Origin of the sequence: Promicromonospora sp. CA-289599 (assembly GCF_050936155.1) — a bacterium.
GTDB lineage: Bacteria > Actinomycetota > Actinomycetes > Actinomycetales > Cellulomonadaceae > Promicromonospora.
Window position 1 is genome coordinate 2,773,291 of the sequence record NZ_JBNJNI010000001.1, and the last position, 13,418, is coordinate 2,786,708.

The following is a 13,418-nucleotide window of genomic DNA, read 5'->3' on the forward strand; positions in this document are numbered from 1 at the left end:
ACCCAAAGAAGGGCGCGTGCTTCATGGAGCTCGCATCCTTCCTCGCAGGCGAGAAGTGGAGCGACCACCCCGCCTGCACGCATCCGCTGATCGCGATGCTCGCCCGTGCGGTGAACGACCTGACCGCGGATCACGCGCGCCCGCAGCTCGCGCCGCTCATCCCGTCGGTCATCGGCCTGACCAGCACCGACCCACGCTGGGACGTGCGCATCGCGCTGCGCGCCGCGCAGACGGCGCTGCCTGTGTCGCCTGCCGACCGGCAGCAGACGCTGGCCGTCGCGATCCTCGGCTCCGAGCGCATGCTCGACGTCCTCGACGACCGGCCCTCCGGCACCCTGGCGCCGGAGAGCAAGGACGCGCTGGCGGCCGTACCGAAGACGGCGGCCTGGGCCGAGCGGTTCTGCGCAGGCACCAGCGTGCGGCCCAAGCGGTTCGTGCGCGACGCCGCACCGAGCGTGGTCTCCACCGCGGTGCAGGGCATCTCGGAGGCCTTCGTGCCCGACGTCGACGCGCGGCTGCGCAACCTGCTCGAGGCCACGATCGCCGACGCGCGCCGCTGGGCCGGGAACGCGGACGACGACGCCCGCACGCTCGACCCGCTGGCATGGGGCCCGGTGGTGAAGTCGGCACCGACCGCCTGATCCGTCGGCTGCCTGACCCGTCGGGCTGGACAAGGGGGAACGGGCCGGGGTGCACCAGGGGGTCGCCCCGGCCCTCGACCCGGGACTGCGGGCCTTCCTGGCCGAGAGCGCCGACCGGGCCGCGACAGCCGGTGAACTCCGTCGCCACGGTCACAAGTCCCGAGTCCGTGCCTCCCTACCAGTCGAGCTCGCCACGCGCCCTCGTGACTCTTGCCGGTTGCCGGACGCGTGACGTCGACGGGCGGGGCCGCAGGTCCAGGGGGTTCGGCGGCCCCGCCCATTTCCTTCACCCAAGCCCGCCCGATTCCTCCCAAGAGATAACACGTGCGGATCATGACCTGGCCCTTAGGCTCCTGGGCATGAGCGGATATTCTTCACCCCACCTGCCTGCGGACGGTCATGCGCCGGTCCCGCCTCCGCCAGGTGGGTATGCAGAGGTTCCGCCCCCTCCGGGCGGCTACGCACAGATACCGCCGCCCGGCGGCCCGCCGCCCACCGCACCGGCTCCCGACCGCAAGCGCCGGCGGGCACTGATCATCGGCGCCGTCGTCGTCCTGCTCCTGGCGGTAGGGGTCGGCCTGTGGTTCCTGTTCCGTGAGCCGCCGATCCCCGACCCGGAGCCGGCCGCCGAACAGCTCGCGGCAGCGCTCCAGGAGGGCAAGCCGGCAGGCGTCCCGCTCGCCATGGAGACGTCGGCGTCGCCGGACGAGCAGTACGCCCAGGTGTTCGAGCAGCTCCTGGCCGCCGTCGGCGAGGACGCCGGGACGGTGCGGGTCAAGAGCGTCACGCCGATCGAGGAGGGCGACGACGGCACCGCCACCGCCACCGCGACGCTCGCCTGGTCGTGGCCCGTCGCGACCGAGCAGGCCTGGGAGTACGAGACCGACGCGCAGCTTACCTACCCCGGCGCGACCGACGGCGAGGCCGGGCAGTGGGAGGCGGGCTGGAGCACCGGTGTGCTCGTGCCGGGCCTGGAGCCGGGCGAGCGGCTCGCCGTCGACCGCACCGAACCGGCGCGGGGCGAGATCGTCTCGACGACCGGAGAGACGATCGTCGGCATGACGCCCGTGCACCGCGTGGGCATCGACAAGACCCGTCCGGGCTGGGACACCGCCGCCGAGCAGCTCGGGAGCGTGCTGGAGTTCGACCAGGCGACCACCGACGACATCGCCGCGCAGGTCGCCGCCGCAGGGGACAAGGCGTTCGTCGAGGTCATCACGATCCGCGACAACGACTCGGAGTACGACTTCGACGCCGCCATGGCGATCAACGGCGTGGTCGGGATCCCCGACGAGCTGGCACTCGCCCGGGATCGTGACTTCGCGCGGCCCCTCCTCGGTTCGGTCGGGGAGGCCACCGCGGAGATCGTCGAGGAGTCGAAGGGCACCATCAAGCCCGGCGACATGGTCGGCCTGTCCGGTCTGCAGGCCGCACACGACGAGCAGCTCCGCGGCGTGCCGGGCCTGGCGGTGACCATCGAGCCCACCGAGGGTGGCGAGGGCCGCGAGGCCTTCACCATCGACAAGAAGGACGGCGAGCCGGTGACGATCTCGCTCGACCCCGCCACGCAGCTCCGGGCCGAGGCGGCGCTGGCCGACCTCGACGACCTGGCGAGCGCCATCGTCGCGATCAAGCCCTCGACCGGCGAGGTGCTCGCGGCGGCGTCGGGCCCCGGCTCCGAGGGGTACAGCACGGCCACGCTGGGCCAGTACCCGCCGGGGTCCACGTTCAAGATCGCGACGTCCCTCGCGATGCTCCGTTCGGGGATCACGCCGGACAGCCCGCTGCCCTGCACGGAGAGCATCAACGTCGAGGGCCGCACCTTCCAGAACGTCCCCGGTTACCCCGCGTCCGCGATGGGTGACGCAGTGCCGTTCCGGACGGTGTTCGCCAACTCGTGCAACACGGCCTTCATCTCGCAGCACCAGAAGATCTCGCAGCAGCAGCTGCACGACGCCGCGGCGGCGCTCGGCCTGGGCGTCGAGGCCAAGGCCTTCGGTGCCGGGGCCGCGATGGGCGACGTCCCGGCTGAGGCAGCGGCCACGGAGCACGCGGCGTCGATGATCGGCCAGGGCAAGGTGCTGGGCACGCCGCTCGCGATGGCGACCGTCGCGGCGAGCGTCTCCGCGGGCCACACCGTGTCGCCGTGGCTGGTGGAGCCGTCCGGCGAGCAGGCCGCCGAGAAGGAGCCGGCCGGCGATCTGACCACGGAGGAGGCGGCCACCCTGCGCGGCCTGATGGGCGGCGTGGTGGAGGAAGGCTCCGGCACGGCGCTGCAGGACGTGCCAGGGATCGTCGGTGCGAAGACGGGAACGGCTCAGTTCGGTGACGGCAGCAAGGCCCACGTCTGGATGCTCGCCATCACGGACGACCTGGCCGCCGTCGTGTTCATCGAGGAGGGTGAGCTCGGCTCGACGACGGCCGGCCCGGTGATGCACAAGTTCCTCACGGGCAGCTGACCCGCGCGCCCCGGTGGTCGAGCTCGTCGAGACCGACGAGCTCGACCACCGGGGCCAGTTCAGGCCGCTCGGGTCAGCCCTTGAAGCCGCCTTCCTTGCATGCGGTCTCGTAGTTCTTGACAGCCGTGTCGACGGCCTTGGGGCGGGCGATGGAGCCGTCGAGCGCCTGGTCGAACGGCGCGCGGACCGCCTCGAGGTGGGCGATGCTGACCTCGTCCGCCTTGCTGATGATGTCACCGATGTTCCTGCTGACGCTGCTGAAGGCGCCAGTGCGCTCCTCGGTGAGCGGCGCCTGGACGGCGTCCCTGAGCTGCCGGACGTTGTCCACGATCGGCCCGGTGAAGAACACCCTGCACGACTCGACGAGGTCGTACTCGCCGGTGCTGATCGGGGCCTTGGCGACGGGCGACGGCACGACCGGCGTGACCTCTTCGCCGGAGGGCGCGAAGTCGCTGGCCATGCTCTCGAGGGCCGCGCATCCGGACAGCAGGAGTGCACAGGAGACCAGTGCGGCCGTCGCCCAGTTCTTGCTGGTGCTCACGATCTACTTCCCTCACGTCATCGGGTCAGAAAAGTGCGTTCGGTCGCACTCGCCCGCGAGTCTAGCGGCACCGCCGCAACAGAAGGCCAATCGTTGCCGTCGTGACGAGCGGTGCTCCGGCACCCGGCGCCGCGCGGAACGGCCGGACACGCACTCGACGCCCAGGTCACCGGAGTGACCTGGGCGCCGAGGATCGGGCGGGGCGGTTCGTCAGCGGTTGTCGTCGGCCGGCGGCTGGTCCTGCGGCGTGGGGGCCGCGGGCGGCACGTCGGGAGCCGTCGGGTACGGCTCCGCCGAGCGGAGCACGGTGAGCCGGGAACGGTACTCGGCCTCGTCGATCTCGCCGCGGGCGAAGCGGGTCCCCAGCAGCGTCACCGGGTCGGCCCCGGCCGCGGCGTGCGCCGCCCACGGACCGCCCCAGCCGCCGCGCGGGCCGCGCCGGGCGCGCCGGGCGATCAGGAAGACCACCGTTGCGAACAGCAGGAACCAGAGCAGCGGGAAGATGAAGAAGAACGGGCCGGGTCCGCCCCAGCCGTCGTGCGGCCCGTTGGCGAGGACCTCCGTCGTCGCGGTGAGCATGTCGACCTCCAGCATTCGGTTCGGCCGGTCGTTCCGGCCACAGCACCAGGCTGCCGCCGTCCGCCGCCGGGGTCGTCAGCCCCGCGTACCTGCCCGGCTACCCCTGTGGTGCCGGGCCGCTCCACCCGGGTCGCACGAGGCCCGCCTCGTACGCGAGCACCACGAGCTGCGCGCGGTCACGCGAACGGGTCTTCATGAGCACCCGGGAGACATGCGTCTTCACGGTCGACTCGGAGAGGTACAGCTTCCCGGCGATCTCGTCGTTCGCGAGCCCGCCGGCCACCTCGACGAGCACCTCGCGCTCACGCGGCGTGAGCTCCGCGAGCGCGGGCACCGGCCGGACGTTGCGCGTCGCCTCCGCGACCTTGGCCAGCAGCCGCCGCGTCACCGTCGGGGACAGGAGCGCGTTGCCCGACGCCGCCACGCGCACCGCCCGCACCAGCTCGGCCGGCTCGGTGTCCTTGACGAGGAAGCCCGAGGCGCCGGCGCGGATGGCTTCCGTGACGTACTCGTCGAGCTCGAACGTCGTCACGACCACCACGTGCACTCCGGCCGCCCGCGGCTCGGCGATGATCCGCCGCGTCGCCTCCAGCCCGTCCAGGCCCGGCATCCGGATGTCCATGAGGACCACCTGGGGCAGGTGCTCGAGGGTGAGCGACACTGCGGCGTCGCCGGTGGCCGCCTGCGCGACGACGCGCATGTCGTCCTCGGAGTCGATGAGCGCGCGGAACCCGCCGCGCACGAGTGCCTGGTCGTCGGCGAGCAGGACGTCGATCATGCGGTTTCTCCGGTCTCGGGTCTGCCTGATGGCGGGGGTGCGCCCTGGGGTACCGGGAGCCTCGCACGGACCTCCCACCCGGCGCCGTCCCCACGGGGTCCGGCGGTGAGTGTCCCGCCTGCGCCCTCCACCCGTTCGCGCATCCCCAGGAGCCCGTAGCCGGGCTCGACCGACTCGCCCGTGGGGACGCCGTCGTCGGCCACCACCACCTCGACGCCGTCGTGTCTGGCCACGCGCAGGGTCACCCGGCGGGCCGAGGGCGCGTGCCTGCGCACGTTGGTCAGGGACTCCTGCACCACGCGGTGCACGACGCCGACGACGTGGTCGGGCAGGCCGCTCACGTCGGCGGCGAGCTCGACGGTGACGTCGAGACCCTCGGCCCTGGCCTGGTCCGCCAGGGCGTGCAGCCCGGTGAGGTCCCAGGTGGGGGTGAGCGGGACGGCGTCGTCGTGCAGCGCGCCCTGGGCGGGCGGAGAGGCGCCCTCACGGACTATGCCGAGCACCGTGCGGACCTCTGCGAGGGCGTCCTTGCTGGTCTCACGGATGTTGGACAGCGCCTCCCTGGCCTGCCCGGGATTCTTCTCGAGCAGGTGCAGGCCGACTCCGGCCTGGACGTTGATGGCCGACAGGGAGTGGGCGAGGACGTCGTGCAGCTCCCGCGCGATCCGGAGCCGCTCCGAGGCGACGGCGGTGCGCTCCCGCTCCGCGGCGGTGGCCCGGGCCGCGGCCCGCGCCGCCACCCGTCGCGTGATCCGGTCGCGCGCGGCGCTCGCGATGAGCAGCACGACCGCCAGCCACGCGGCTGCCGCGACGAGCGACCCCGGGCTGAGCAACCAGCCGCCGTCGGCGGCGTTCCAGCCCGGACCGTGACCGGGGCCCCACTCGCTGCGCGGAGGTCGCGGCTCGTCGATCAGGGCCTGTTCGACGCGCGGTGCGATGAGCGCGGCGACGGCGCTCACGCCCCCGGCGAGCAGGGCGGCGCCGGACCACGCGATCAAGCGGGCCCGGCGCACGTCGCCGCTGAGCATGATGCCCGCGAGCACGGCGACCGGCCCGAGGAAGACAGGACCCCATGGGTAGCCGAGCAGCAGGAACGTGACGGTCGCCGCGACGGACAGCACAGCGGCAAGGGCGGGGCGCCGGGGCAGCAGGAACAGCAGCGCCGCCGGCGCGACCAGCAGCAGGAGGAACCCGACGAGGCCGGGTTCCGACGCCCAGGTCTGGCCGCGCGCGGCGCCGAGCGAACCCAGGTTGGAAGCGAACGCCACGGCGACCGCGACGAACACGCGTGGTCGTGCGCGGTCGAACGGTCCGGGGGTGTGCGGGTCCGGGAGGAGGTCGCTCGTGGGACGGGTGGTGCCCAGCATGCTCGCACGCTACGCCCGGGCGGGCCGCGCCGCGTCCGACCGGGGTACCGGTGCGTGTCGTACCCCGGTGCCGGGTCAGGCGAAGCGGGCGGAGCGCTCGACCACGCGGCCGGCCCCGCGCCCGCCGTCGGCGGCCGGGTCCCAGCTGTAGACCTCGGTGCCGGTGATGAAGACGTGCTCGGCGCGGGAGTCGGTGTCGAGCGGATCGCCCGACCACAGCACGACGTCGCCGTCGAGCCCCTCCTTGATGGCGCCCACCCGGTCGTCCAGGCCGAGGAACGACGCCGGGTTGGTCGTGATCGCCGCCAGGGCGGTCTCGCGCGGCAGTCCGTCGCGGGCCGCGAACGACGCCTGGTGCACCAGGAAGTTGATCGGGATCACCGGGTGGTCGGTGGTGATCGCTACGCGCACACCGGCCGCCGCCATCACCGCGATGTTGCGGTTCGCGCGCTGCCGCACCTCGACCTTGGACCGGGAGACGAACATCGGGCCGTAGATGACGGGGATGTCCTTCTCGGCGAGGACATCGGCGATCAGGTGGCCCTCGGTGCCGTGGTTGATGACGAGCCGGTAGCCGAACTCCTCCGAGAGCCGGATGGCCGTTGCGATGTCGTCGGCGCGGTGCGTGTGCTGGTCCCAGGCGAGCTCGCCCGCCAGGACGCGCGCCAGTGTCTCCTTGCCCAGGTCCCGCTCGAACGGCTTGCCCTCCTCGGCCGCGGCGTCCCGCTTCGCCGCGTAGTTCTGGGCGTCGACGAACGCCGCACGGATCACGTTGGCGACGCCCAGGCGGGTCGACGGGAGCTGCTTCTTGTCGCCGTAGACCCGCTTCGGGTTCTCGCCGAGCGCGCTCTTGACCGACACCGAGTCGCTGATGACCTGCTCGTCCACGGTGCGGCCGCCCCACGTCTTGATCGCGACGGTCTGCCCGCCGATCGGGTTGCCCGAACCCGGCTTGATGACGGCCGTCGTCACGCCGCCGGCGAGGGCATCGCGGAAGCCCTCCTCGTCCACCTGGATCGCGTCGAGCGCGCGGAACGCGGACCCGTCGGGGCCGGTCATCTCGTTCGTGTCGTTGCCGGCCCAGCCCTCACCCTCCTCGTGGACGCCGAGGTGGCCGTGCCCCTCGACGAACCCCGGCAGGAGCCACCTGCCCTGGGCGTCGATCGTCCGGGTGCCCTCGGGTACTGCCACATCCTGTCCGACGGCGGTGATGACGCCGTCGGTGATGAGGACCGTGCCGTTCTCGATGACCGCGGAGGCGACGGGGACGACGCGGGCGTTGACGATGGCGATGCTGGAACGAGTTGTCATGGGTACATCATTACCCGGAGTAACGACGTGTCCGGACACGTCCGTGGCGGTGGGCGCCTGTTCCGGCGGGCTTCAGCCCGAGGTCGCCGGGTTGGTTGCCTTCCCGTCGAGCCAGAGCGTGTCGGACTCGTCGCTGTGCGAGCCCGAGGTGCCCACGTGCTTCGTGCTGATCCGCGGCCCCTTGGTGATGACGTGGACGATGGCCATGCCGTGCCCGCGGCCCAGGCCGTAGTCCTCCTTGAGCCACTCGAGGATCGGGGTCGCCTTGGTGGACGCGTCGAACCCGCGCTCCTCGGCGAGCTTGATGAGCTCACGGGGCGTGTGCCCGGTCTTGGTCTCGACGGCGTCGAGGTAGGCCTGGAATGACATCGGGTAGGTCCCTTCGTTCGGCATGCGGCACCGGTCGGCACCGCGATCTGACAGGACAGACGACGCTGGCCGGTAGGACTAATCGGTGAGAACGGGGTTGTGTTCGTCGAGGGCATCGTCCTGAACACAACCCCGTTCTCGCTCGATCGGGACCTCTCATCCATAGACTCGACACCGTGGACTTCTACAACGCCTATGCCCACGGGTTCGCCCGGGTGGCGGCCTGCACCATCCCGGTCGCCGTCGCCGACCCCGCCGCGAACGCCGCGATGGTCCTGGACCAGGCGCGGCAGCTCGACGACGACGGCGTAGCCGTAGCAGTGTTCCCCGAGCTCTGCCTGAGCGGCTACGCGATCGACGACCTGCTCATGCAGGACGTTCTCCTCGAGTCCGTGCTCGACGCGCTCGCCGCCATCCGGCAGGCCAGTCTCGAGCTCGGCACGATGCTCGTCGTCGGCGCGCCGCTGCTGGTCGGCAGCCGCCTGCTGAACACCGCCGTCGTCGTGCACAGGGGCCGGATCCTCGGCGTCGCGCCCAAGTCCTACCTGCCGAACTACCGCGAGTTCTACGAGAAGCGGCAGTTCGCGTCCGGCGACGAGCACCGCGGCACCCTCACCCTGCTCGGCGAGGAGGTGCCGATCGGCGCCGACCTGATCTTCCGGGCCGACGACGTGCGCGGCCTCGCCGTCCACGTCGAGGTCTGCGAGGACATGTGGGTGCCCGTGCCACCGAGCGCACTGGCGGCGCTCGCGGGTGCGACGGTGCTGCTGAACCTGTCGGCGAGCCCTGTCACCGTGGCGCGCGCCGAGGATCGCCGGCTGGTCGTCCGCAGCGGGAGCTACCGCTGCAGCGCCGCCTACGTCTACACGGCCGCCGGCCAGGGCGAGTCCAGCACCGACCTGTCGTGGGACGGCCAGACGATGGTCTACGAGGCAGGGGACCTGCTCGGCGAGACGGAACGGTTCCCCGACGGCGCCCGTGCCACCGTGGTCGACGTCGACCTGGACCGGCTGCGCCAGGAACGGCTCCGGCAGGGCACGTTCGACGACAACCGGCGTGGGCTGGGGATGGTCTCGCCAGGCTCGACCAACGGGGGCGGCTCGACCGGCGACGACGGAGGGTTCCGGGAGATCGCGTTCAGCGTCCAGCCGCCGCAGGGCGACATCGGCCTGCGCCGCAAGGTGGACCGCTTCCCGTTCGTGCCCGACGACGCCGAACGTCTCGCCCAGGACTGCTACGAGGCCTACAACATCCAGGTCACCGGGCTCGAGCAGCGCCTGCGCGCCATCGGGCAGCCGAAGATCGTGATCGGCGTCAGCGGCGGGCTCGACTCCACGCACGCGCTGATCGTCGCGGCCAAGGCCATGGACCGGCTCGGCAGGCCCCGTACCGACATCCATGCGTTCACGATGCCGGGCTTCGCCACGGGCAAGGAGACCAAGGACCGGGCCATCAGGCTCGCCGAGTCCCTGGGTGTCACCTTCCAGGAGCTCGACATCCGGCCCGCCGCCGAGCAGATGCTGCGGGACCTGGACCACCCGTACTCGGACGGCGTCAAGCAGTACGACGTCACCTTCGAGAACGTCCAGGCGGGCTTGCGTTACGACTACCTGTTCCGGCTCGCGAACCACCGCGGCGGCATAGTGCTCGGCACGGGCGACCTCTCCGAGCTGGCGCTCGGCTGGTGCACGTACGGCGTGGGCGACCAGATGTCGCACTACGGCGTGAACGCGGGCGTGCCGAAGACGCTGATCCAGCACCTCATCCGCTGGACCGTCGACAGCGGCCAGTTCGCGGCGGACGCGAGCAGCCCGGTCAACGCCGTCCTGACGGAGATCCTGGAGCAGGAGATCACTCCTGAGCTGATCCCCACCGAGGAGGGCGAGACGCCGCAGTCCACCGAGGCGACGGTCGGCCCGTACGCCCTGCAGGACTTCACGCTGTTCCACGTGCTGCGCTACGGCTTCCGCCCGTCGAAGATCGCGTTCCTGGCGTGGCACGCCTGGCACGCGGTGGACGACGGCGACTGGCCGCCCGGCTTCCCCGCCGCGCAGCGCACCGCCTACGACCTCGCGACGATCCGGCGCTGGCTCGATGTGTTCGTGCGCAGGTTCTTCGCCTCGCAGTTCAAGCGGTCGGCCCTGCCGAACGGCCCGAAGGTGTCGCCGGGTGGCACCATGTCGCCCCGCGGCGACTGGCGGATGCCCTCGGACGCGACGCCGGCGGCCTGGCTGGCGGAGCTGGAGAGGAACGTCCCGGAAGGCTGAGCGGCCCTGGTGAGCGCACGACTTTTACGCCGATGACGGACAGCCCGCCGCGACGGCCGCGCTCACGACGGCGGCGGGTAGGGTGCCTCGTATGCCTGCTGTCTCCGCTGCCCTGGCCCGGCCCGGTAGCCGTCGCCTCGTCCGCGTGATCACCGTCTTCGCGGCCGTGCTCACCTTCGCGGCACTCCTGCTGGTGGCCGGTCCGGCGAGCGCTCACGACCAGCTCCTGTCGTCCGACCCGAAGGACGGCGCGGCGCTCGACGAGCACCCGGCGAGCATCTCGCTCACCTTCAGCTCGGCGCCGCTCGACACGGGCATCGAGGTCGTCCTGGCCGGTCCGGACGGCGTCACCGAGCAGGGTCAGGACATCCAGGTCGACGACAAGGTCGTGACCGCGCAGCTCGCCGACGACCTGCCCGCCGGCCGGTACGACGTCGCCTGGCACGTCGTCTCCTCCGACGGCCACCCGATCGACGGCGAGTTCAGCTACGAGGTCGAGGCCGCGGCCGAACCCACGACGACACCGAGCGACGAGACCACCGAAGAGGCCGAGCCGTCCACGCAGGAGGCCGAGCCCACCGACGCCACGCAGCCGACGGCGCCGTCGGAGCTGGCCGGCGCCGGGAACGGGGCCGGGGCGAGCGGGCTGGCCGTCACCGGCGGGATCGTCGCCGCGGTGCTGGTCGTGCTGGGCGTCGTGGTGATGATGCGCCGCAAGATTCTCGAGAACGACCGCCTGCGGCAGGCTCACGAGCACGACCCCGAGGGTCCGGACGGCGAGAAGCCGAACACGAACCCGGACGGCAAGCCCCGCATCTGACGGCGGGCTGCCAGAACCTCAGACCACGTGAGTGACCTGAGGTTCTGCCATGTGGGACGAGCTCACCACGGCGACGGGGCCGGCGGTGCCACGACGGTCGGGGTGTCGTTGCAGCTGATGACGTTCGGCAGGTAGCGGGTCAGCCAGTTCGCAGGTCCGTCACCCCAGGGCGTGCCGGTCTGCCCGTCGTTCCCGCCCAGGTCGGCGACCGTGAACTCCGAGCCGTTCTCGAAGTCCCAGTTGAACGCCCCGCAGTTGTTCACACCGGCCCAGCCGACGTTGCGCGCGTCGACGTTCTCGAACGAGGCCGACCCCGCCGTCCGGGCGCTGAGCACCGACGTCCCCGCGCCGTCGACCCGGACGTCGCGGACCCGCACGCCGTCGATCCGGTGCTCGTCCTTCACGCCGAACTCCGTGACGAGCATGATCGCGTTGTACGTGCTGTCGAGGTAGTGGTCGCCGGTGACGGTGATGTCAGCGGAGATGCTGCTGTCCAGCGCGTAGAACCAGAGCGAGCCGAGGCCGATCCGCCAGTTCAGGTCCAGGCCGCCCGCCCGCACGGTCGTGTTGTCGCGGAACGTGAGCGCGCCCTCGAACGGTTCCGCGCCGAAGCGCGCACCGGCATGCAGCCCGGAACCCTCGCGCACCGGATCGGCGACGAGGTTGCCCTCGACGGTGATGTCACGGCCGCCGTAGATCGCGATGCCGTTCGCCAGCACCGGTGTCTGCACGGTGTTGCGGGCGAACGTGTTGCCGCTGTTCTGGTCGACCTGCGCCCACATGGCCAGCGCGTCGTCGCCGGTGTTGCGGAAGAAGCTGTTGGTCACGGACGAGTCGGTCACGCCGCGGTGGAAGTTCACGCCGTCCCCGATCTGGTCGGTGACGACGACGTCGGAGACGTGCGTGTTCGACATCGGTCCGTCGAACCACAGGCCCACCTTCGTGCGGTGGATGTACAGGTCCGAGACGGTGGAGTCGCTCATCGCCCCGCCGACGCCGTTGACCTGGTCGGTGTCGATGCGCTCGCGGACGTCCCCGACGATCGCGAAGCCGGACAGGTGCACGTCGGTCGATCCGCCGTCCTCGGCGTACTTCCCGTAGAAGCCGACGCCGGTGTGCACCGAACCGTCGGGCGCCGGCTCGGCCAGCTCGACCTCGCGGCCCCGGACCACCGAGTGCCAGCTCCCCGCGCCCTTGACGGTCACGTCGTCGACCACGACGTGCTGGTTGACCTGGAAGGTGCCCGCCGGGATCCACAGGGTGCGGTCGTGGGCCGACGCCCAGTCGACGGCGCGCTGGAACGCGGCACCGGAGTCTCGGCGGCCCGTCGGGTCGGCGCCGAACCGCAGCACGCTCACCGCGCCGCGTGGTCTGGCCGCCGGCCGTCCGACGAGCTCGGAGTCGAGCAGGTCTATCGTCGTGCGGTCCGCCGTGGCGCCGCGGGGGACCGACAGGCGCACCACGTCGCCCGCGCGGTAGGTCTTGCCGAGCAGGAGGCGCTGCTCGTCGTAGAAGTGGCTGGGCCGGAACGGCTTGACGAGCCAGTCGGGCGTGGCCGTCCCCGGCACGCAGGCGCACTCCGGGTACCACCAGTCGGGCTGCGTGAGGTCGGCCTGCGGATCGTTGGTGAACGGGTACGCGTTGTACAGCCAGGCGTACTCGGAGGTCAGCCGTAGCGCACGGGCCGGTCCCGCGGGAGTGAGGTGGCCACGATGGGCGCGCAGCACCCGCACGTCGAGCGGCGACGTGATCCCGCCGCCCTCCGGTGCGTCGGGGATCGAGTAGCGCACCGTGATCGCGTCCGCGTCGGCGGGCAGGGTGAAGTCGACGTACTCGCCCTCGGTGAGCTGTACTGCGGAACGCCCGGACGCCTCCGCCGCGAGCGTGTAGGCGTCCCGGCTCGGGGCGAGCACCGTGCCGGTGGTGACTGCCTGCTCCGCCTCCTGCTCGAGGAACGGTACGTCCGCCCCGCGGCCGGCGACGAGCGCGGGGTCGAGCCCGGCGCGGGTGACGACCGGTCCGTCCGCGGGCCGGGGCTGTGCCGTGGCGGACGCCGTCGTGGCGGCGGTCGCGAGGAGGGCGCCGGCGACCACCCACGCGGTGAGCCGCGCGTCGAGGGGCCGTCGGGCCAGGGCCGGAGGAAGTGGGGGAGCAGGGCGTGTCATCGTCGACTCGACTCTGTCAGGCCGGCCCAGGGCCGGCTGGCTGGCGCCGGCTTCGGGCCGGGCGGCTGCATTGCCGCACGTCGAGCGTAGGTCTGGGAAGGGGCCTGGGCAACCACTTCCA

11 protein-coding genes are annotated in these 13,418 nt (G+C 72.1%); 4 read left to right on the plus strand and 7 right to left on the minus strand.

Annotation, left to right across the window (positions count from 1 at the left end; genetic code table 11):
• The first annotated feature begins 23 nt into the window (after nt 1-23).
• Together ACQEVI_RS12325 and ACQEVI_RS12330 are read left to right on the plus strand one after the other, a co-directional pair.
• The gene (locus tag ACQEVI_RS12325; RefSeq protein ID WP_432898872.1) at nt 24-641 is read left to right on the plus strand and encodes a hypothetical protein; all 618 of its coding nucleotides are present in this window, start codon (nt 24-26) and stop codon (nt 639-641) included.
• A gap of 359 nt (nt 642-1,000) precedes the next feature.
• Nucleotides 1,001-3,100 (plus strand): penicillin-binding transpeptidase domain-containing protein, encoded by a 2,100-nt coding sequence (locus ACQEVI_RS12330; RefSeq protein ID WP_432898875.1) that lies wholly within the window; start codon nt 1,001-1,003, stop codon nt 3,098-3,100.
• A gap of 73 nt (nt 3,101-3,173) precedes the next feature.
• Here ACQEVI_RS12330 and ACQEVI_RS12335 read toward each other — a convergent pair whose 3' ends face one another.
• From ACQEVI_RS12335 to ACQEVI_RS12360, 6 genes are all read right to left on the minus strand, one after another.
• On the minus strand, nt 3,174-3,641 hold the full coding sequence (locus ACQEVI_RS12335) for a hypothetical protein (RefSeq protein ID WP_432898878.1): 468 nt from the start codon (nt 3,639-3,641) through the stop codon (nt 3,174-3,176).
• Between the two features lie 210 nt (nt 3,642-3,851).
• Complete coding sequence (locus ACQEVI_RS12340; protein ID WP_432898881.1) at nt 3,852-4,220, minus strand: SHOCT domain-containing protein; 369 nt, start codon at nt 4,218-4,220, stop codon at nt 3,852-3,854.
• A 97-nt stretch (nt 4,221-4,317) separates the two neighbouring features.
• On the minus strand, nt 4,318-4,998 hold the full coding sequence (locus ACQEVI_RS12345) for a response regulator (protein ID WP_432898884.1): 681 nt from the start codon (nt 4,996-4,998) through the stop codon (nt 4,318-4,320).
• The gene (locus tag ACQEVI_RS12350; protein WP_432898887.1) at nt 4,995-6,365 is read right to left on the minus strand and encodes a sensor histidine kinase; all 1,371 of its coding nucleotides are present in this window, start codon (nt 6,363-6,365) and stop codon (nt 4,995-4,997) included. The genes ACQEVI_RS12345 and ACQEVI_RS12350 overlap by 4 nt, the downstream gene beginning before the upstream one ends.
• A gap of 75 nt (nt 6,366-6,440) precedes the next feature.
• On the minus strand, nt 6,441-7,676 hold the full coding sequence (locus ACQEVI_RS12355) for an amidohydrolase (RefSeq protein WP_432898890.1): 1,236 nt from the start codon (nt 7,674-7,676) through the stop codon (nt 6,441-6,443).
• A gap of 72 nt (nt 7,677-7,748) precedes the next feature.
• Entirely contained in the window at nt 7,749-8,045 is a 297-nt protein-coding gene (locus ACQEVI_RS12360; RefSeq protein WP_432898892.1) for a DUF4287 domain-containing protein, read from the minus strand.
• A gap of 176 nt (nt 8,046-8,221) precedes the next feature.
• Between ACQEVI_RS12360 and ACQEVI_RS12365 the strand changes: the two genes are divergently transcribed.
• On the plus strand, nt 8,222-10,312 hold the full coding sequence (locus ACQEVI_RS12365) for an NAD(+) synthase (RefSeq protein ID WP_432898894.1): 2,091 nt from the start codon (nt 8,222-8,224) through the stop codon (nt 10,310-10,312).
• Between the two features lie 91 nt (nt 10,313-10,403).
• Nucleotides 10,404-11,132, plus strand: a complete 729-nt coding sequence (locus ACQEVI_RS12370; RefSeq protein ID WP_432898897.1) for a copper resistance CopC family protein — start codon at nt 10,404-10,406, stop codon at nt 11,130-11,132.
• 62 nt (nt 11,133-11,194) lie between these two features.
• Here the strand turns inward: ACQEVI_RS12370 and ACQEVI_RS12375 are convergent, their stop codons facing one another.
• Nucleotides 11,195-13,297, minus strand: a complete 2,103-nt coding sequence (locus ACQEVI_RS12375; RefSeq protein ID WP_432898900.1) for a glycosyl hydrolase family 28-related protein — start codon at nt 13,295-13,297, stop codon at nt 11,195-11,197.
• Nucleotides 13,298-13,418 lie beyond the last annotated feature (121 nt).

Bases quoted from the DNA above. Each gene is read 5' to 3' on its own strand.
- ACQEVI_RS12355 (WP_432898890.1), bottom strand. From the start codon at position 7,676: ATGACAACTCGTTCCAGCATCGCCATCGTCAACGCCCGCGTCGTCCCC.
- ACQEVI_RS12375 (WP_432898900.1), bottom strand. From the start codon at position 13,297: ATGACACGCCCTGCTCCCCCACTTCCTCCGGCCCTGGCCCGACGGCCC.
- ACQEVI_RS12370 (WP_432898897.1), top strand. From the start codon at position 10,404: ATGCCTGCTGTCTCCGCTGCCCTGGCCCGGCCCGGTAGCCGTCGCCTC.
- ACQEVI_RS12325 (WP_432898872.1), top strand. From the start codon at position 24: ATGGAGCTCGCATCCTTCCTCGCAGGCGAGAAGTGGAGCGACCACCCC.
- ACQEVI_RS12350 (WP_432898887.1), bottom strand. From the start codon at position 6,365: ATGCTGGGCACCACCCGTCCCACGAGCGACCTCCTCCCGGACCCGCAC.
- ACQEVI_RS12345 (WP_432898884.1), bottom strand. From the start codon at position 4,998: ATGATCGACGTCCTGCTCGCCGACGACCAGGCACTCGTGCGCGGCGGG.
- ACQEVI_RS12330 (WP_432898875.1), top strand. From the start codon at position 1,001: ATGAGCGGATATTCTTCACCCCACCTGCCTGCGGACGGTCATGCGCCG.
- ACQEVI_RS12340 (WP_432898881.1), bottom strand. From the start codon at position 4,220: ATGCTCACCGCGACGACGGAGGTCCTCGCCAACGGGCCGCACGACGGC.
- ACQEVI_RS12360 (WP_432898892.1), bottom strand. From the start codon at position 8,045: ATGTCATTCCAGGCCTACCTCGACGCCGTCGAGACCAAGACCGGGCAC.